General features: G+C 58.1%; 11 protein-coding genes and 1 pseudogene. 5 read left to right on the plus strand and 7 right to left on the minus strand.

Going from position 1 to position 20,417, the window contains the following annotated elements; all coding sequences use genetic code 11:
- Positions 1-177: 177 nt before the first annotated feature.
- Positions 178-472, plus strand: a pseudogene (locus tag AB4Y77_RS11135) (IS110 family transposase); the annotation flags it as partial.
- 51 nt (positions 473-523) lie between these two features.
- Here AB4Y77_RS11135 and AB4Y77_RS11140 read toward each other — a convergent pair.
- Together AB4Y77_RS11140 and ppsA are read right to left on the minus strand one after the other, a co-directional pair.
- Positions 524-1,366, minus strand: coding sequence for a pyruvate, water dikinase regulatory protein (locus tag AB4Y77_RS11140; protein ID WP_442013974.1), 843 nt, complete (start codon positions 1,364-1,366; stop codon positions 524-526).
- The gene (gene ppsA, locus AB4Y77_RS11145; RefSeq protein WP_442013975.1) at positions 1,367-3,766 is read right to left on the minus strand and encodes a phosphoenolpyruvate synthase; all 2,400 of its coding nucleotides are present in this window, start codon (positions 3,764-3,766) and stop codon (positions 1,367-1,369) included.
- A gap of 932 nt (positions 3,767-4,698) precedes the next feature.
- Here ppsA and AB4Y77_RS11150 point away from each other — a divergent pair.
- From AB4Y77_RS11150 to AB4Y77_RS11165, 4 genes are all read left to right on the plus strand, one after another.
- Positions 4,699-5,052: a hypothetical protein gene (locus AB4Y77_RS11150; RefSeq protein ID WP_442013976.1), complete on the plus strand. Its 354-nt coding sequence runs from the start codon at positions 4,699-4,701 to the stop codon at positions 5,050-5,052.
- Positions 5,053-6,560: 1,508 nt separating this feature from the next.
- On the plus strand, positions 6,561-7,823 hold the full coding sequence (locus AB4Y77_RS11155; RefSeq protein WP_442013977.1) for an IS110 family transposase: 1,263 nt from the start codon (positions 6,561-6,563) through the stop codon (positions 7,821-7,823).
- A gap of 1,508 nt (positions 7,824-9,331) precedes the next feature.
- The gene (locus tag AB4Y77_RS11160; protein ID WP_442014140.1) at positions 9,332-9,958 is read left to right on the plus strand and encodes an HNH endonuclease; all 627 of its coding nucleotides are present in this window, start codon (positions 9,332-9,334) and stop codon (positions 9,956-9,958) included.
- A gap of 899 nt (positions 9,959-10,857) precedes the next feature.
- Positions 10,858-12,627, plus strand: coding sequence for a hypothetical protein (locus AB4Y77_RS11165; protein ID WP_442013978.1), 1,770 nt, complete (start codon positions 10,858-10,860; stop codon positions 12,625-12,627).
- A gap of 527 nt (positions 12,628-13,154) precedes the next feature.
- Here AB4Y77_RS11165 and AB4Y77_RS11170 read toward each other — a convergent pair.
- The 5 genes from AB4Y77_RS11170 to AB4Y77_RS11190 all read right to left on the minus strand — a co-directional run bounded on the left by AB4Y77_RS11170 (position 13,155) and on the right by AB4Y77_RS11190 (position 18,617).
- Positions 13,155-13,343: a hypothetical protein gene (locus AB4Y77_RS11170; protein WP_442013979.1), complete on the minus strand. Its 189-nt coding sequence runs from the start codon at positions 13,341-13,343 to the stop codon at positions 13,155-13,157.
- 189 nt (positions 13,344-13,532) lie between these two features.
- Positions 13,533-14,504, minus strand: coding sequence for a hypothetical protein (locus AB4Y77_RS11175; protein WP_442013980.1), 972 nt, complete (start codon positions 14,502-14,504; stop codon positions 13,533-13,535).
- Positions 14,505-15,289: 785 nt separating this feature from the next.
- Complete coding sequence (locus AB4Y77_RS11180; RefSeq protein WP_442013981.1) at positions 15,290-16,801, minus strand: hypothetical protein; 1,512 nt, start codon at positions 16,799-16,801, stop codon at positions 15,290-15,292.
- Positions 16,794-17,453 (minus strand): 8-oxoguanine DNA glycosylase OGG fold protein, encoded by a 660-nt coding sequence (locus AB4Y77_RS11185; protein WP_442014141.1) that lies wholly within the window; start codon positions 17,451-17,453, stop codon positions 16,794-16,796. Before AB4Y77_RS11185 ends, AB4Y77_RS11180 begins: the two co-directional genes overlap by 8 nt.
- A gap of 462 nt (positions 17,454-17,915) precedes the next feature.
- Entirely contained in the window at positions 17,916-18,617 is a 702-nt protein-coding gene (locus AB4Y77_RS11190; protein WP_442013982.1) for a hypothetical protein, read from the minus strand.
- Between the last annotated feature and the right edge of the window lie 1,800 nt (positions 18,618-20,417).

A 20,417-nucleotide genomic window follows, 5' to 3' on the forward strand; every position in this document is an offset into this window, starting at 1 on the left:
CTTTCTTGCCCTGTCACTTGATGATCCGGGGGGTGTTGTCGCCGGGTTCGGAGGCACGCGTTGACTGCTGATAGGGACACGGCCGGCTCCTTTCGCGGGTGCCAGGTCTCTTTGTAACGTGGGTGCCAGCATCGGGTGTCGTGACTGCGACCAGATAGAGGTGCAAAGGAGCGCCGGATGGACGAAGGATTCGGGGTCTACTGCGGGCTTGATGTTGGCAAATCCGAGCACCACGCCGCGGCACTGAACGCGGCCCGGCGAACGAGTCTTGGTCAAGCCCCTGCCCCAGGACGAGGAGCGGCTGCGCGAACTGTTCACCAACCTGCAACAGCACGGCAAAGTGCTGTTGATCGTCGATCAGCCCAACACCATCGGAGCGCTGCCCATAGCCGTGGCCCGGGATTGCGGCTGCACGGTGGCCTACTTACCGGGCCTGGCCATACGCAAGGCGGCGGATCTGTACCCGGGCAAGACGACATCGAGCACCAATGCGGAGCGGCGAAGCCTTCCTGCAATTAGCCTGTCAGTGGTGTAGCTGCATCCGTTGGAGGACGGTGGCGGATATTTCTTCCACGGACATGGAGGCGGAGTTGACGTAGGGAATGTCGTTGGCGCGGTACATGTCCTCGGCGTTGCGCAGCTCAAACGTGCATTGGTTCAGCGATGCATAGTTGCTGCCCGGACGCCGCTCCTGACGGATCTGGCTCAGGCGGACGGGCTGTGATGTCAGGCCGAAGCACTTGCCCGCGAACGGCAGCAACGGCTTGGGAAGCGTCATGTTGTCAAAATCCTCTTCGACCAAAGGGAAGTTGGCGGCGAGGATGCCGTGCTGCAGGGCCAAGTACATGGTGGTGGGAGTCTTACCGCAACGAGACGGGGCGATGAGGATCAATTCCGCGCGTTCGAGCGCTCGGAGAGATTGCCCGTCGTCGTGTTCAATGGCGTATTCAACCGCCGCCATGCGGGAGTGGTAACGGACGGCGTCACCCACGCCGTGGGCTTGGCCGGGTTTGCCGTTGGCCGGGGCGCCGAGCGTTTCTTCAAGCTGGCCGATGTGGGCACCGAATAGGTCAAAAAGCCGCCCACGGCTTTGGGCGAGGACGGCGCGGATGTCAGGCCCCACCGCCGTCGAAAAGATGATCGGCACCGGACCGGTAGCCGCCACATTGTCGATCAAGGCAACAACTTCACGCGCCTGCTCCACAGTGGTGATGAACGGGATGGTCCGCCGCTCCAGCCGCTGACCAGGGAACTGGGTCAACAGCGTGTTGCCCAGCGTTTCGGCGGTGATCCCGGTGCTATCCGAAAGGAAGAACACCGTGGGGGCGGGCGGTGAACCCGCCCCCACGCTGTGATGCTCTGCCATTTAGACCGCGGTGCTCGTGGTGCGTGCCAGCCGCAGCCAGGTTTCGGTGACGGCATCAGGGTTCAGTGAAATAGAGCTGATGCCCTGTCCCAGGAGCCACTCGGCAAAGTCCGGGTGGTCGCTGGGTCCCTGGCCGCAGATCCCCACATAGCGGCCCTTGGCCCGGCATGCCGTAATGGCCATTTCCAGCAGTTTGGTGACGGCCGGGTTCCTCTCATCGAAGCCTTTGGCCACCAAGGCGGAGTCACGGTCCAGGCCCAAGGTGAGCTGGGTGAGGTCGTTGGAGCCGATGGAGAAGCCGTCAAAGTACTCGAGGAACTCATCGGCAAGGAGCGCGTTGGCCGGCAACTCGCACATCATCACGATCTCCAGCCCGTTCTCGCCCCTTCGCAGTCCGTTGGCGGCCAAGAGGTCGATCACGCCGCTGGCCTCCTCCAGGGTCCGCACGAACGGAACCATGAGCTTGATGTTGGTCAGGCCCATCTCGTTGCGGACGTACTTCAGTGCTTCGCATTCGAGTTCGAACGCCTGCCGGAAGGCTGTAGAGAGGTACCGGGACGCTCCCCGGTACCCAATCATGGGGTTCTCTTCCTCCGGTTCGAACGCCGGACCGCCGATCAGGTTGGCGTACTCGTTGGACTTGAAGTCCGAGAGCCTGATGATTACTGGCTCAGGCGCAAATGCCGCGGCGATGGTCGAGATTCCCTCGGCCAGGCGCCTGATGTAGTAATCGCGTGGACCGTCGTAGGCGGCAGTTTTCTCCTGGATTTGCCGGACGGTGAAGTCATCCAGGTTTGCAGGGCGCTCGATCTCACCAGCCACGGCCAGCAGGGCGTTGGGGTGGACGCCGATCTGCCGGTTGATGATGAACTCAAGCCGGGCCAAGCCAACACCATGGTTGGGGAGCTTGGCGAAACTGAACGCCTGCTCCGGGGTGCCAACGTTCATCATGATCTTCACTGGAGCCTCCGGCATGGTCTCCAGACTGGTTTCGTGCAGCGAGTATTCCAGCAACCCGTCATAGACCAGCCCTGCCTCGCCCTCCGCGCAACTGACGGTGACCGCCGCGCCATCCTTGAGGATCTGGGACGCGTAGCCGGTGCCGACGACGGCGGGAATGCCCAGTTCGCGGGCGATGATGGCGGCGTGGCAGGTGCGCCCGCCCCGGTCCGTGACGATTGCTGCGGCTTTCTTCATGATGGGCTCCCAGTCCGGGTCCGTCATGTTTGCCACCAGGACATCGCCTTCCTGGAAAGAGGCCATGTGGTCAATCGAGGACAACACGCGCACCTGCCCGGCGCCGATCCGCGCCCCGATGGCTCGGCCTTCCACCAGTACCGTGGAGCGCTCGGCAAGGGTGTATCGGGACGTGGTACCAGCGGCCTTGCGTGACTCGACGGTTTCCGGACGGGCTTGGAGGATGTAAAGCTCTCCGTCCACCCCGTCCTTGCCCCACTCGATGTCCATCGGGCGGCCGTAGTGAGCCTCAATTGCTGCCGCGTGCCGGGCAAGTTCCTCAACTTCGGCATCGGTGAGGCTGAAACGGCTCCGTGCATCCTGCGTCACCGGGATGAAGTCAACGGTCCGGCCAACCTCATCGGAATCGGTGTAGACCATCTGCACGGCTTTGTCCCCCAGGCCGCGTTTAAGCACGGCCGGCCGCCCGGCTGCCAAAGCGGGCTTGTAGACATAGAACTCATCAGGGTTAACAGCACCTTGGACCACGGCTTCCCCGAGGCCGTACGAGGACGTGATGAAGACAGCGTCAGTGAAGCCGGTTTCGGTGTCCATCGTGAACATCACGCCGGAAGCGCCGACGTCGGAACGCACCATCCGCTGAATGCCAGCCGAAAGCGCCACTTCAGAATGAGTGAAGCCGTGATGTACGCGGTAGGCAATGGCGCGGTCGTTATACAGGGAAGCGAACACATCCTTGATGGCGAGCAGGATGTTCCCGATGCCGCGGATGTTCAGGAACGTCTCCTGCTGCCCGGCAAACGAGGCATCCGGAAGATCCTCCGCAGTGGCACTGGAGCGCACTGCCCACGACACATCCCCGGCATGCTCCTGGGTCAGGCGCTCATAAGCGGTCCGGATGTCCTCTTCGAAACCGGCAGGAAACGGTGCCTCACGGATCAGGGTCCGAATTTCCTGGCCGACCTTGGCCAAAGCGGCCACATCACCGCTGTCCAGGCCCTCAAGAATGTTCTCAATCCGGGCATCAAGACCCGACTCAGCCAGGAAACGCCGGTACGCGTCCGCCGTCGTCGCGAAACCGCCCGGAACCTTCACACCGGCAGACGCGAGATTTCGGATCATTTCCCCAAGCGATGCATTTTTGCCGCCAACCTGGTCAAGGTCGGACAAGCCAAGCTCAGAAAACCAAAGAACGTTAGTCATAAATTGTGTCCTCCATTGGGCACGCTCTGACAAGCGCTAAAAAACTAGGTCTTGCAAGGATCAAGGCCACCAGCGCCGGATGCAAACAAATGTGATCCGTTCAACACAGTTGGGCAGTAACTGAAGGTCACCCAGCCAGTGGGCGCGAAACGTTTCTCCTCATGGTGGATTCCTGGAGTTAGGTGTTCTGACAGGAAGCCGCGAGGAATCCAACCGCGCCAGCATAGGCGCTACAGCCGTTCCCTTTGGCCCGTGCGTCGAGCCCAGCAACGTCCAGGCCGGAGGACACAACTGCCCTTACCGGATGCGATGCCTTGGCTGCTCCCACTTCCGAACGGACCCCTCGTACCTTCCGGATCTACGCGAGTACCTCACACAGCTGCTCGTCAGCCGCGAACGGCTTAATACCGAGGCCGGGATCGTTGAATCATTAGCCCTCGAAGCTGCAAAGCCGCGACCAGAGGAAAACGAGCGAGTCCGCCATCTCATCAAACGAAGCGAAGAAGTCCTTGCGAACCTCACTCACAAAGAACGGGACGAAATCGATGGCTACATCTCCCAACTGCGACGAAGCCGTGGTTTCATGAGCATCGCAGTGCCGCTACCCCTGTCCAAGACAGTTCACGACAGCGACCCGGATTTGGCGCCCGCCGCGCTCAAAGCCAATGCCCTACCGGCCGGCCGAGCTGGAGGAGCCACAGCCCAGTGAACACCAAAACGGCAGCCATGCGCGCCGCCCGTCGCTCCTCAAGCTCGACCAAACACCAGAGCGTCCGGACCACGATTGAACGATCCGTAGCCCTTGCTCAGCCGACCTCGGCTGCGGGCATCGCACGAGCTGCAGGCGTATCGGAAACGATTCTCGCCACGAAAAGCAGGCCTGCGACTTATGCCGGACAGTATATGGAAGCGGGCCTCTGACGTTGTGTCGGTTGGCCACGGAACGCTCCATTATCGGGAACGACCATAAAAATGCCCGTGAAGCCATCACCACAACGCTGTCCCTCAAAGCAGACCTAGCCAACAGCTTGGCAACCAACCGGAGACTCCGCGAACAGATCCGCAAACTCGAACGCAAACTATCAACCGTCTTCGGCGACCAAGCGGCAGCCAACGCAGGAATGGACACCGTTCTCATCTGCAACGTGATCGACGAATCGGAGATGACTGCGCTCCTGGAACGGATACAAGAACTCGAAGACTCGCTCACTGAACGCGACGAACAACTTGAAGCCGTCAGGCGAGTGAACAGCGAACTATTCAAACAACTCAACGGATCGCCATGACTAAGCCTGGGCACCACTTCATCTTGACGGCAGAAGACCTCATAAAAGCAAGAGATGCAGCACTGGTTCTTGAGGAGCTCGATGCAGCCCACCCGGGCGAGATGACCGAATTCTTCCATGCGGCCCATTACTGGGACCTCTTGGAATCCCTCCGCGACGTGCTGAAATGCTCGACCAAGGGAATGCGACGGAACACCGCGACGGCTCGACCATGCCAAAAGTGACCGAAGCTACCGCCAATTTCGAAACCGTTCATCGATTGCTAGACCACTCGCGCGCGCCCCGGGCGCACAGTCCCAAGGCTCCGACCCATGGCGGTACCGAGAACAAGCTGCTGCACAATCACGTTATTGGTTCAATTACCGCAAACGAGCTCCGGTGCGATGACCGTGAACTACGACGCTGCCGATACCTCCAATGGCTTGCGCAACATCGGCGCCACTCCTGCCCAAAAGCCAAGTTGCTGACACAGACGTCGGCGTCGCCTTCTATAAGCCAGCCTGACCGCCACCGATTATCTCACCTCACGATCGCGTCACCACTTCCATCACACCTCTGGCCCACAAAGAGCGATCACGCTATGACCTCGACAACACGGCGCACCGCGTCGACTGATCGCTCATCTCCGAATTACACATGGTCAGGGTCTCGTCTAATACCTCGTTAACGCATGGAAAGCCGTGCCATTTGAACTGGCGACATGTTGCTGTGGCCGCTCACCCGCTATGAACAGTTGCAGGCCGAGGAGGCGCAGGGATGGCTGTGATCAGGCGCAATAAAGAAGATTTAAGTGTGGACAATGTCCACACCCCCTTTGGCCTGACAAAACATCCGCCCGGCAAGTCTCTTCACGCCAGGAACGAGCCAGACCCAGGAACTTTGACGCAAAATCTCGAAGTCATGTCGTGTTAAGCGCACCTACCCATGACAAGGTGTAGGCCAAACACGACCTACCGGACGAACCAAGAGAGGAACATATAACCCCAGTTCACAGCACGCGGAGGGCCCGCCAGCCACGGTCCTGAACCCGCTCCCCCACAACTTCACAGGCGACCCGCGGCGCCAGGCATACCCCGCGGCCAGTGTCAGAGGGACCTGACCACCCAGAATGTACACACGTTAAAGCAAAAACCCCCTCTGACGAGGGGGTTTGCCGTGCCCGAGGTGGGACTCGAACGGGATTCCAGGGCTTGGTAGCACTGGGAAGCGGCGAAAACATACGGAATCCGGGGCAGTCCGGCGGCTGTACGGAGCGGTCCGAGGTGGAAAGTGTGGACAGTAATGATGGAATTGGGTGTGTTGCGGTGTGGCTCGAAGTGTGGCTGACGCCCGCGTGAGGGTTGTCTTGACAATGATCTGTCCACCACAACACGGCCGCAGTAAACGCGACGGCCAAGTGGGCATGACCTCATAGGAGCTTGTTCCGAAGAGTCCCATTACTGTCTTGTCTGCCCACCCGGCCGGCGTGCCCTATTCCCATCGCTTTCAAAGGTCAGGGCAGTTTCATCATGACAAAGGAATATCTGAAAGTCATCGCCGGGATCGACACCCACGCCGATACCCACCACGTCGGAGTCATCACCGAGACCGGCCAACATCTGGCGGACAAGGAATTCCCGGCAGCGGGAGCCGGCTATCAGGGGATCATCGACTTCATCACCGGCTTCGGTTCCGTTCTCGCCGCCGGTGTGGAAGGAACCGGCAGCTACGGCGCCGAACTCTCACGCGTGCTCACCCGAAAGGGCATCCGCGTGGTGGAAGTGATGCGCCCGAACCGGCAGGCACGCCGGCTGCGGGGAAAATCCGATCCACTCGATGCCTATCAAGCCGCCGAATCGGTGCTCTCCGGCAGGGCAGGCGTCACCCCGAAATCCCGGGACGGTGCAGTGGAATCCCTGCGGGTGCTGCGGGCCGAGCGCGCAACCGCAATGCGGGCCCGCGTCGCGGTGATGGCCCAAGTGAAAACGATCCTGACAACCGCACCGGAGACCCTCCGCGCCAGATACCGATCCATGACGAGCCCGGCGTTGATGGCCGCGTTAGAAAAGACACGACCCTCCGGCGCCCCATCCGAACCCCTGACCAGCACCGCGACCGTACTGAAACGGCTCGCCGTCCGCTACCGGCACCTGCACCAGGAGCTCGCACTGATCGACGCCGAACTCGACACCGTCCTCACCCTCCACGCACCAATGCTGCGCCACATTCAGGGCGTCGGCACCGACGTCGCCAGCCAGCTCCTCGTCACCGTAGGAGACAACCCCGAACGCGTCACCACCGAGGCGAAGTTCGCCGCCCTCGTCGGAGTCGCCCCGATCCCCGCCTCCTCAGGCAAAACGACCCGGCACCGGCTAAGCCGCGCCGGTGACCGCCAGGCCAACAAAGCCATCCACCGCGTAGTGCTCGTCCGAATGCGCTATGACAACCAAACCCGGGCCTACGTGGCCAGGCGACGCCAGGAAGGCAAAGGAACCAAAGAAATCATGCGCTGCCTCAAACGCTACGTCGCCCGCGAAATCTATAACCAGCTCCAACACCCGCGTCCCGCTCCCGACGCCGCCACCCTCCGGAAAGCACGCGCAACCAAAGGATTGACCCTTCAAGAAGCAGCCGATGCCCTGAGCGTCTGGCCCACCACACTGTCCCGTCTGGAACGAGGACTTTCCCACGACAACGACGCCCACCACCGCTACGAGACCTGGCTCAACAACCAATCCCCCGCACACGCGCAGACACCCTATCCACCGGTGAACCGGGCGCTTCCAACCTGACCGTGGACACCGAAGCCCCGGGGTCAAGGGCGGCCCCAGGCCGTCGCGCAGCGATCGCGGCAGCGACCCTTGAGGCCTGAGCGGAGGCCACGGTAACCTACACGGCCCCTGGCCCAGCGACCATTGACAACAATAGGAGCATCATTGTCCACACCTCCTTTTTGCTCATTCGACGAGCAAACTCGGCTGGAGAATCACAGTGCATTACGGGTACACGTCAGATGCCCGGGCTATGCCTCCGGGGCCGACTCTAACGGAGCAAGGTGCCTTCATCAGATTCCCTCCTTTCGAGCATCCATTTTGCATTGTTCATGAAGGGACATGACTAGACGAGATTTAGACTTCGTCCACCCTTGACCACCGAGCGAACGTCTCAGATATGCATATCCCTGCACAATTCTTTATGCCCCGCGGGCGAACTAAGGCCGGTGACGAAGGCCAGCGCTCTGGCCAGACACTGGCGGTGACGGCATCATTCGGCGAACCTTGCCGTCCACGCTCTGGCACGCCACAACAACGTAAGTGAGGACATCTCACCCACGCGCCTGTGTGTCTTCATTGACAACAGCAGTTTCATCACGTCACGAAGGTTGGCATGGTACACGTCATGGTTCAATGTGTATATACTCTTTAACTTTTCTTAACTAAAAAGTTAGGTTACCGTCGCCATCAACACCGCAACAGCGGGACTACGATGGCCGGCATACCGGCCCTGAACGATTGGCAAGCATGGCAAAGGGTCGCTGTGGACGAGGGCGCGTACCCGCACTCATCGGCATCCACGAACCTGCCAGCGAGGCGGGCCCCAGATTTCCGGGTGGATGGTCATGCGGAAGGACTGACAAAGGTAAGGGACCAGCCATCGATTGCGGTCATGGCCTCCGAGCACGAGCAAGGGAGTCGAAGTGAACAGCAACCTGGAGAAAAAATGCCGAATTGGGGGCGACAGCTGCACACCTGGGCAGCTTTACAGCGATGACGTCTGCGGCAAGCACTACAGACGCATGAGGCTGTACGGAAGTTATGAGTTGTTGTGCGCGGTTGGAAAGGAAGAGTGTGGGCCGCAAACGCGACTTCACAGCGGCATGTGCCGGTATCACCGGTTTTATTCCGAAGCGGATTCATGCATCGAACTTGATTGCGACGTCGTCCCGACCGAATTTGCCAACAAATTCGTCGGAGGAAGGTGCCCCATGCACGAACAGCGCTTCCGCAAGTTACAACGGCGAGTCGAGCAAGGCGAACAGCGGTGCCGTGTAAACAACGCCTGCGGTCCACAGAACAAACTCTACGAGGGCCTTTGCCGCAAGCACTGGACACTCTGGGATGCCTACGGTTCTTTTGAGCCGCCAACCTGCCTGGAGGAAGACTGTTGCGTAACTCCGGACAGTGACCCGAGCAACGCATTCAAAGCAGGCCGCTGCAATATGCACTATTTGCGCTTTACCCGAGCACTCGCCCGAGCCCGCGATCTCGGGATGCGACTCTGCCCCCACTGCGGTGCGGACATGTCAACCGCACGCCGTAACGCAAAACATTGCAGCCTGAAATGCACCCAAACTGCAAGCGCTGCCCGGAATATCGTCAGCATCCGCCTCCGAACTCGCCTCGGACAGTCCTTACGAAAAGCGCAGAAGCTGGGGAATCACGGCAGTGTTCCCTTCTCTGTTGTTGATTGGCTCGACTTGGCCGAAGGGCTTGGATATAGATGCACATATTGTGGACGGGTCACTGAGCCAGAAAATCTCCACATGGATCACATAGTCCCTCTGCACCCAAGCAGCGGAGGACCCCATGCCCTCCACAACATCACACCAGCATGTTCCGGCTGCAATTCCTCGAAAAAACACCGCCCTATCCTAATTGCATGGGCCCCACCACTCCTTGGGGGTAAACCACGCTGGGATAAATCAGCCCCCAGGGGAAAGAAGGGAAATCCTTGGTTGCCAACAGATTGGCGGGACGCAGACGGTCCCGTAGACTCTGTTTTGCAAGCCGCCCGGCTCCATCCCGAGCTACTCAGAGCAATACAGGTAAGCGAGGAGTTCTACAGCAAAAAGAACTTGTCACCGGCCGAGCTGACGTCCTTGCAATGTCTTGCCAGTGGTTTCGCGCCTATCGACGAAGCACTCTAGGTCCTAAAGAGGTGTGCCAGTCGATATCCAGAGACTGACACGCTGCAGGACAACCCCAACCAACTTTTACGGGCTTACGATTAGCGGCGTTCCGCACTCTCTACGGCTCCATCGACACCACAAACGCCCTGTTCGACCAAGGCGATGGAGGCCCGCATGCAGTCCGTCGCCAATCCCACACACCCATGTCTCGCTGTCCTCGTAGTCGAGCTTCTGCTGGCGTACGCGCAGTTGGACCGCTGGTGGAACTCCTGAAACGTCGCCCACAAAGGGCTCGGCTCGAAGACAACCCGTCATCCGAAAATCGGCGACCGCATGATCGATCGGGACACCTTCATTTAGGCAAGAGACTCAGACCAACAACTCATCTGCTGGACAGTTCAACCGGCAGCCACAGGAGAAAAGCCGCGCATCCTCAGCTCGTGGATCGCAACAACCCACACCACCACTCACATAGACGCGATGAACGCAACTCGTGCTTATAGAAGTACTGCTCCACGCGATTACTGTCTCGATCGGGGTACCTGCTCCAACATCTGCGCCCAAAACTGTCTTCAGAACGGTCATCCTGTCCGTCGCAGATATGGGTCTTCATCGGAACGCCTGGTAGTGGTTCCTTTCCCAGCAGTTCCATACCCAAAGAGCTCTGAAAACACCGCCATTTATCCCTGAAAAGTCGTAGGCGGCAGGGCTATTGGTACGCCTCAGACGGCTGTAGTAAGTCTTAGGCAGTGTCCATGGTCCGCTGCCAGCGAGCTCTTGCCCCCGTGGGGCCCACATAAAAGCGAGTTGACTTCAGACCGACTCGCGGACGCGATGGCCACAACAAGTAGAGTCAGTTGGTGGCAGACTCCTGCTCCGCAGAGGCTTCCCTAGCAAATTGATTGAGAAGAGGAAACGTGACATACGAGTTCAATCCCACCGATGTTCAGGTCGTTTCGGGATTACTGGGAAAGGTTGCGACCCCAGCTGATGAAGTATTGAAGGTTTGGGAGCAGCTTAGTTTGGCCGAAGAATATAAGCTTTTGGCTGAGAATCTCCAGGCAGAAATTGACTTCGTGTTCTCGTATGAGCTGCAAGAAGACTTCGGAACTGCCGGCGACGTGAATCTCGTCCAATCAGCGCTCTCTGTCACTGCTACTCGTCCTATGTCAGAGACCCCGCCAGGCGCCTGGTCGCTATGGGCCGACGTCCACGACATTCTGGGGCCATCAACCATACGCACCCACGTTGCCGACATTCTCCTAACCGCGCGGGTGAGGCCTAAGCCCGAGCACGCAACATCGACCGTCACATGTTATCTAGAGGTGGCAGAACTTGAAGGAGTTACAGCGCAGCAGGTTGCGCTGTCACTCGCAAGAGCTAACACCATTGCTCGTTCACGCAAAATGACCGAAGAAGTGGCAGTTCGCCAGGCTATGTATGCAAAAAGCGAGGTGCTGGCCAAAAGGTCTGAGACAAGCGGCCCTGCACTTACTCTCTTAGCGGCACTTTCCGCGGCCCGCCGCGGCGTGAGCATATCAGTGGAAGAACGGGAGATGATTCGCAGTCGCCTTTTGAATATCGGAGGCGCGTCAACGTTCTTTACTGATGAAATCGCTAAGTCGCTTGCGCGACTTGCGGATAGCCCCGCTGAGTTGGCATCAGCCCGTCGCTGGCATGTGGAACATTACCTAGCCCGCGCCCGCGCCGAAGACCATGGGATGGCCAAGATGCACCATGCGCAGACGGCGGTAAGCCTGGCCAGCGACTACGGCTTTTCCGACCTCAAGAACGCGGCGGTGCTCGTCATGCAGTCCGTGGACCACGACTCCATGGGTTGGGAATCGATTCACCACGATGTACGACTGTCCAAAAACGCGTTTCGCGCCCATCTTCGAAGGTACAACCGCGCACGTGATTGGAGTCATGCCCTGATGACGTTCTTGGCCAGTCCTTCGCCATCTGGAGACCATGAAGCAAACAAGCGACGTGCCCATAGGGCAGCTACGGGATCGATAAGATCACTCATCACACGTACGGTCTACGGGGTCCATGGCCTTCCGGAGCGCACCAACGACGACTTCATGGAAGAAGAAATCACCCGGACCGAGACAATGAACCTGAGTACAACGTCGATCCTCCTTGCGCTCGAATTGGAGCATATCCGCATGCGCTTCTCAGCGCCGCCAGCAGAGGGCGTTGCCCTCTGGATGGTCGAAACGCTCTCGGCGGATGGATCACTTGCACGCTTGTTCTCTGAGTCGCTTGCCCTTCACTGGGCGGAGAATTATTCACATTCGGCGAGACTCTCGATCCCATTGGTCGAAAGTGCTGCGCGAGGGCTGCTCCGGTCACTCGATGAACCGCTCTACCGGACTCAGCGAGGCGACTCTCCGGGGCGTTTTCCCGCAATGGATTTCTACGTTGACGCCCTCGCAAAGCGAGAACTTGACCCCGACTGGGTTCGAGCACTTCGAATGACGTTGTTGACGCCTGGGATGAACCTCCGGAATCTGGCTGCTCACGGCTTCATGATGGACTTTTCTGAGCAACAATCTGCGTTATTACTTCGCCTCGCGGGGCTCTTCTGTGCCATGCCAAACAATCTTGATCCGCAAAGTCTAGAGGCTATGCCCACAATGACGAGGAGTCGACTTCGGCGACGCCTGGGGTGGATCTGGTCATGACCCGTGTTCTCCACCTGCCGCTAATCAATCTTGTGCGGCGCTCATCAAGATGCCCAGCCGTTCTCCTGTGTCTTTCGGCGATAAGTGGCGACTTTCACGGCCATAATCAACGCCTCTTCTTAGTCGCAGGCCGCGGCTTGACTGCTCAGGTTCCCCGCGAGACTTCCAAAATAAATGACCCGCTGGTTCAATCGCTGTCACGGATGCCAATAGGATGCCGCCGCGGAGCGCAGAGAGACCGACTCACTTGGATATCCGTTGGTTAGCCGACCAGGGATTCGAAGGATCTATCCGATTCAGCGAGATTCCCTTATCCGATGTCCCCACCGATCATGGCGTCTACGCTGTCGCCCAGGAGACGACCACAGATCCTGTCTTTGTCGTCCTTGGAAGCGGACGCCCAAGAAGGGATTACCCACTCGAAAACTTCAAGAGATTTGGGTGTCAGCAACAATTCTCCCTCCCCCCTTAGAGCCGTAAAGTACGGAAACGTTGAGGCCGAACCCGACGCTGTGATTACCAGGTGTTCAGGACTCATGATGCCGCACTGCGCCAACAATCTTGGCCTGGCTTCGGACGACTCCGGGGTCGACCTGTTGGAGGACCTTGCCGTGATCAACGAACTGAAGATCGACGCTGGCACGCAGGGTAGCTTCAAGAAGGAAGCGCTGTTCCAGGATGTCGATAAGCTCGCGCTGCTGCTGACAGAAATTCACCCGGATCAATCCGGATTGCCCTGCACCACATGCCCACATTTGTGTCCTCGACAACCACAGCACAAGGCAGGTCCACTACACCAACCTCCAGGCATATTGCGACCCATCGTGTGCAGTGAATTGCTGAAGGCCACAGCCACGGAGCGCCCTCCCCGACCATGGAACGCCGAATCGCCCGCTGATCTATAACTACGTCGTTGGTATGCGCGACAAAGCATTCACGGCTTCCGCGAATTGTTCGATACTCAGCCCGATGTGGCCATTCTGCAAACCTTGGGAGCTGCGACCCATGTCTCCCGGTTTGAAGTGCAGGACCCGGCTGGGAACCAACCGTGGTTTCGTTCTATTGACCCAAGGCCAGCGCTCAGCCTCGTCTCCCCTTTGATCGGCGTAATCCGTTGGCAGGTACTCGGGGACCGACGTCACTTCAACGACAACGTAACAATCTTTAGTCTGCTTGGCGCAGATGAGTACCAGGTCCCCGGGCTTGATCCGCGGCTCGCTCTTTTTGGGACTACCGAAAAACCATGCGCTGCGCCACTGCTCCAGTGAAGGTTCACCATACTCCTGCTTCAAAAGCAGCCGGCGCCCCGGGTCACGGATATCGAGCAACAGCTGCTCCACTATGGCCGGCCCGAAACCAGCCTGATCGTCCCGGACAGTGCCTATGGGCCGAACGAGCCGCCTGACCTGTTGGTGGAATTCAGCTAAGTGATGTGCTGTCACCTCGCTGCTGGTCCAGGCACCCATGGCCTGCCGAACAGATTCGACTTGGGCGGGCATCAGTTCGGCACCCAGTTCGTCATTGGAGGCCTCAGCGTTCCCGAGTCCGGCACTCGTCAGGTTCGCGGAGCCGAGGAAGCCCCGCCGCCCAACAAGAAATGCCTTAGCATGAAGCCTTTCCACGTGGCGAACACTGACACCAGCCCCGATTAGCTTTCTCAGCCCTTCGGCGCTCAGAAAGCCGCCGGCTGCCGCCATCGGGTCAAGGCGCGTATAAAGCCTCCAAGCAACATTGGACCGTTCTGCCGCCTCGGCCAAGTCGCGGGCGACGACATACGAGAGATACGGGCTTGCCAGAACCACATCTCCGTCAGATTCCTCAAGAGCAGCAAAAAGCCAATCAGCGGCTTTGGCATGTACGGTGCCTTCAGTGATCACATAGTTGACCATACAGCGGACACGGCGATTGAACGCCAAATGGATGGTCGCATCAAGATGTCTCGATCACGGCTCAGTTCCGATGGCGCCAACTGAATCTGCGGTCACTTCCCGATGAGCGCTCCAATTGCGGCCAAGGAACCGTTATCGGCGTGACTCAGGCAGAGCCTTGCGGCCCTGATTACCTCCCGCCTCAGAGAAGGCCGCATTTACGGGGGCAGCACCATAGAACCTACCAACCGGGCAACCCTCCGGGCTGCGGCCCACAAACAAGAGGACGCGACTGCCGTCGAACGCTCCATACAGAGATCCTGAGACGACCACCGGCGGCAGCTATCCAGGACGCCCACTACAGCTGGATCGGCATGCTGACCACCAAGGACTACCCCACCGACCAAAACATCCTGAAGCTCATCGACCACTACCAGTTCCCGCAAATCCGCGACCAGCTCATGGCCGACATCCCCGTCGTGGGCGAACCAACCCGAACACATCCTCTTCGCCCAAGCCAACGCCGCCCCAAACTGGTCGCGCGTGGAATGGGCCAAACAAATCCTCACCCACACCACCCGGACACGCGGCATCAATCCTCACCACTATCGGCTTCATCAACTGATAGGGCAGTCTCATGCTCCATCGACGAGTCTCTCTCTAACGTGAGGCCGCTTTGAGCCTTCCAAGTCAGGTGCTCCGGCCAGAGCTGTCATCTGGGCATAGCGCGCCATAAGACCCACGCCCAGAGTCCGAGTGCTGAATGCTCATCCGCATTCCTAGCGATCGCAAGATCATGGGACCGGAGGTGCGGCGTTTGGTTCGGCCAAAGCCTGGTGTGCCCCGCGGGGAAGGACGGCATCTGCGAAAGCCTTATCTAACAGACCATTTTCTGGGACCACGAACCCCTCGGGGAAAACGTCCCCCAGTCCGAGACCTAGCAGGTAAATCTCCGTACCGCGTTCCACCAGCGAGCACAGCGCATCTCCCAAGATCTCCGGCGGAAGGACCGCGAGCACCTCTAAATCCTTCAGGGCGATTGTAAAGATGGGTATCTCGGGTTTTGGCAGCATGCCTCGGACTGCGGCACTGTTAGCTTCGTAAAGGGGTTCAGCGGTGACAACCAGGCCAATTAGCTGACGGTCGGCTGGCAGGTGACTGAACTTGGGGTTCCTGTTTCGTACCTGCACTGCATTCTCGTTGAGTTGATTAAAGGCTTTCTCCAGCCTAGTAGCCGTGACGGCCAGACCTTCCAAAGTCCCACTGCGCATCGCCGGGTTCGCTCGGGCCGATTTACACTCGATGAGAATGGTGGCGCGGGGAGTCACGACAAACCAATCAGACGAATCGATTCCCCCTACCCGATTCTTAGCCCATCTAAACTCCGATTCGACGTGCAATTGCCCGGTGTGCATGAGCTGACGACCTACGTAATCCTGGACTCGTAGACCGACAGCCTTGCCGAACTCGTTTCGATCCCAACGCTTGATACCTCTGTAGTAGAGATTCTCCGCTGTCATAGCTGTGTGGATGAAGTACGGTTGGGGCGCGAAACGGGGGCCGGGACCAAGGTCCATGATTGGCGATGCAACGAGGGGGTTGTATGCGTATCTAGGGTAGGCGTGGGGATCGGTTATGACTGTTTTGCCGTCCTTCTTAGCCAATTCAATGGTGGAAGAAAGATGATCTAGTACTGCGGTTGCAACCGCTCGAGGTAGTACCGGTTCGAGGTCATCCCACCAAGCCATCTCCATCCAAGACGGGTCGACTATCCCCCCATTCCTCTGCGCACCAACTGCAAAAACGAATGATGCGGTTAGTGCTTGAGAAATCGTTCCTCCCAAGACCGGGACCCAATCTTGCGGTCGCGGATGTGACGGACGACCTCCGTCGTTCAAATCACCACCAAATAACAAGTAAGAACGTCCAAGCTCCCGCTTGATGTTGGCTTGGTAAGGGAACTGCTCATGAGAAATGCCTTGAACGAACCTGGCCAGCATGTGCTCCTGAGTACCATTGTTTTCGATGCCCACTGGTGTGTCGATGAAAAGCTTTCGAAGCTCATCCATGTCGCCGTCTGTGATAGTCCGGGACCGGTACTCATTGCCGTAAATGATTGATTCACGAACCAGTGCTGAATAGAACCATGGAACAAAACCGCGCTTCAACTGCTCCGGTGATTCACCTTCAATCGGATTCAAGCGCTTCGCGGCATGGGACGAAGTTAAACGGATTACCTGCGATGTCGGGAATCGCCTGACTGCCTGACGAAAAGTCTCGAAGCTGATGCCCCTGTCGCTATTCATTACGATATGGGGTGGTTCTGCTGAGGTGGCGCCTGAATAGGGCCAGTTCGATTTCGTCAGCCCGAATACTGCGTGATTGTCCTACTCGAAGCCCTGCTTGTTCCACCCAACGCTCCACCAATCGGCAGTACGTTTCGTACGTCTCGGGCCACCAGGCTGTCGTAGGGGCCTGTGGCCATACATCACGGAGATTGGTGGCAACCACTGCGTCGAGGATCAAGTGACAGGGTTCCCTGGAGTAACCCTGGGCAAAGTAAAGAAACTTGGTGGCAAATGCCGGCCCTAACCACGGAATGCGCCCGGCTCCCCGCTCGGTGGTCAAAGCTCTATACGATTCACGAGGAGATGCATCTGACCGGACTAGTTGCCACGCGTCAAGGAGCAAATTCTGTGCTCGTTCTACATCTGAAGCCAGACCACCCAGTCGCTTTTGCAGACGTGGTGCACGGGTGCCCAACCCCCACGCTAGGGAGTGATATAGAAGCTGTAGGCTATTCTCGGCGTTCGGGATCAAGTCCCCTAGTTCGAGGACATCTTTCCGAGTCAGTACGACGCGGCCGTGACCGGCGAACTTTCCTTTTGCTGGTGGCAGTCCGCGCTCTTTCAAAGCGCGATTCCATCTATCGACATCGACTGCGACCGCATGACCCATTACGGCAGCGGGGCCCGGTAGCCGCGAGAACACGTCATCAGGCAGGTTAGCGTTCGCGTTTATCACAATGGTGACTCTACGGGATTCCGGATGGCGCGTGGTCCGCTGCTGTGGGCAGCGGTTTGAGTGGCTCAGATCAAAGCTGGCTACGTGACATACAAATGATCAGGTGTTGCGATCACCGCATGATTCAGCGCGTCCTCAATGACCACTTCTCTTACAACTACGCATCGATGTACGCCGACATCCAGCGAACGACCATGGCCATAGGCGGCCGATTGAAGGAGATCTATTCCAACAGCTAATGGTGGACCATCTCTGTGGTTTGTAGTCCTAATAGTCCCCACAAGCATAAGAGCAGCGATACCGCCCCACGCGTCCGCAGACCGGACCTTTCGGGGGCAGGAACGTGCACCTGGCGTTATGGGCCGGAACGGAATCCCGGGCCTCCCCCTGGTCGCTCTACTTCACCCATGCTCTGTCAGCAGTTGATGGTTCGAGCCCACCTGGCGCACTATTCTTTGCTTCCTCTTGCTTCCTCTTCACATCTTTCTCGAAGTCATCCACCATTTGGACGAGGGTTTTCCAGTTCACGGAGTTCTCTGCGGTGAACTTGCGAACTTGGGCTGACACTAGGAGTTGGTGGAACAGGTTCAGAAAGTATCGGCGCGAGTCGCTGTAGTCATCACTGATAGTGCTTTCGAAGGAGTGGCCCGGAACCTCCGTGATCACATCAATAGATTTGCCTTTTTTTACTTCCTCAGCGAGGAATTCATGCATCGCAATTCGCCCCGAAAGGAAGTGCGTGGCCACAACCTGAGCTTTATCCGCTAGTTGCTCATTTGAGAGGAGGCGTATCTGTATAAGATGCCGATTCAACTTACTGGGCAGGTCTCCCGCGAGGATGGCCTTCTTCTTCTTTCTCACTTCCTTTTCCGTAGAAGCGACATCATCTGTGATAACAAGCATGTCTACAACGACCTTGACGAGCTCTTCATCCCATCGCCGTCTATCCTCTTGCTCCTTTTTTCGCTTATCTGACAGCCATAGGCTGACGGCTGCTATCAGGGCCACAATAATTGCGCCCGCGAACGTTAGAACGGGAGTGAGCCAGGAGGTTGAAGCTGGCGGGACAAAGTTAAAGATGATCTCAGTGGGAAGCACCCGATCAAGTTACCAGCCTAAGAGGGGATCCGCGTTGGGCTGCAAATACCATCTATCGGGAATTGAGCACGACAGGCACTCCCGTAACCTTGGATTGCTGCCAACGAATTCAAGTGATCCCAGCCACTTCTTCAGGTTGAGGAAAGATACGGAGTTCGATCCGGACTGTCACTAAGCCAGGGAATCGATCGTCTGTTGCGGTAGCCCCCACCAGCAAACCGCCGGCCTGGGAGCCTCGGAGGGAGTGGGATGTATCTCTCGGAGAATCGGAAAGCTGATTCAACGACGAACACTCTCCTGCTGCCCGGAATCCGGGTTAACGTATTTGCTGAGCTCAGTCCTGATCCGCTTCAGAGCGCCCGAATATCGGCCCAGCAGGTCGAGGTGGACTCTCATTAGTTCCTTGCGATCCTGACCGGCTCACCCTCCCGACCGCACCGTGCTTAGCTGTCAGGAGGAGCTCGCTCTGTGCTGCCTGCATCTCTCCAGCCAGGTTGCCTAGAGCTTCTTCGCGCTCGGCATCTGTTAGATCAGACCACTTCAGGATCAGCTTCTCAAAGTCTTTGAACGAGAAGAATGAGCGCTTGAACAGCAGGTCGTAGCAAGTCCCATAAGAAGAGGTTCGCTCTATTTCTGGAGCTTGGTGAGACTTAAGTTCAACTTACCGACATAGCAAGTCTCCCAGTAGAGGAATTAACGTACGCGGACATGCAAAGCTGCATGCGACCAAGCCCTGAAACTTGGTGATGCCCTCCGCGCCGAGAAACCGGTTCGCCCCCTTGACCCAGGGGAATTGAGTGAGCGAGCGGGACAAGCTGTCTCATCTGCGGATAGCCTAAGAAATTTGATCTTTGGCAGTGTAAAAATCGCGAGACAAGACGCTGGCTGCTTTTTGGGCAGATCGGATCCGTTGGATTCAGAACCTGATGGGATATCCAACGCTTCCGACAATCAAGAACGTATCGTCGCGCAACTCATTGGAGCACTTCGATGAACGGATGGACTCCTGGGCACAGGCATGGGCGCATCGGCATCCCGATGAGGTCGGCTGGGTCGGTGCCTTTGACTGTGTTGTGAAGTCCCGGGACGCTTGGGAAGGCTCGGACGGGTCGAAGGGGCTGATTCGTTGCTATATACCTGATGAGGCGATATTTGTCATAAGTGACGACGAACTTCATATTCCGACTCCGATGGCAGAAGCCAATACCGTGATCAGACGCTTACGCCCGTTCACAGCGGCGCATACCGCTATGTGGAAAAGCAGTGGAGCAGCGCCCCAAACTCTGGTTCCACTGTAGGAATTGTAGTTGCGAGCCGCGTCAAAAACACATCATCCTGGACATTTCTCGTCCTTTGATAGGCCGAGAAACCTATGTGGGCCGCACCGGGCACCGGGCACCGCAGAAGAATAGTCCAGAAGCTCCTTCTGGAGCTCGGCCGCCTGCCCTTTCGAAAGAGCCGATAACGGCGCATATGTCGGGACCGGAAGCAGGCCCCGCCCGCTTCCGGCATAGCGATGGCGCATGCCGAAGGATAGGACCGCTCACGTCATGACGCCGCACCCCAGCCTGCCCATGAATAGCCAGAAGCAACAACGCTGTTTGTCATTCTGATATCCCGATCATCGCTGGATGGGCCTCGGCGCAACCATGGCGTCACCGTGCCGATTCCGCTCCCTGGAAATTGGTCCGGCGCTCCCACGCCACTTGCCCCTTCCGAGGACCTGCCCCGGTCACCCTAGTTGTGTTCCAGCTCCTTGTCAGCGCACAAGTCCCCTATCAGAACGGCGCAAAGGCCAAA

The organism is Paenarthrobacter sp. YAF11_1 (genome assembly GCF_052113445.1).
In the GTDB taxonomy this organism is placed as follows: Bacteria; Actinomycetota; Actinomycetes; order Actinomycetales; family Micrococcaceae; genus Arthrobacter.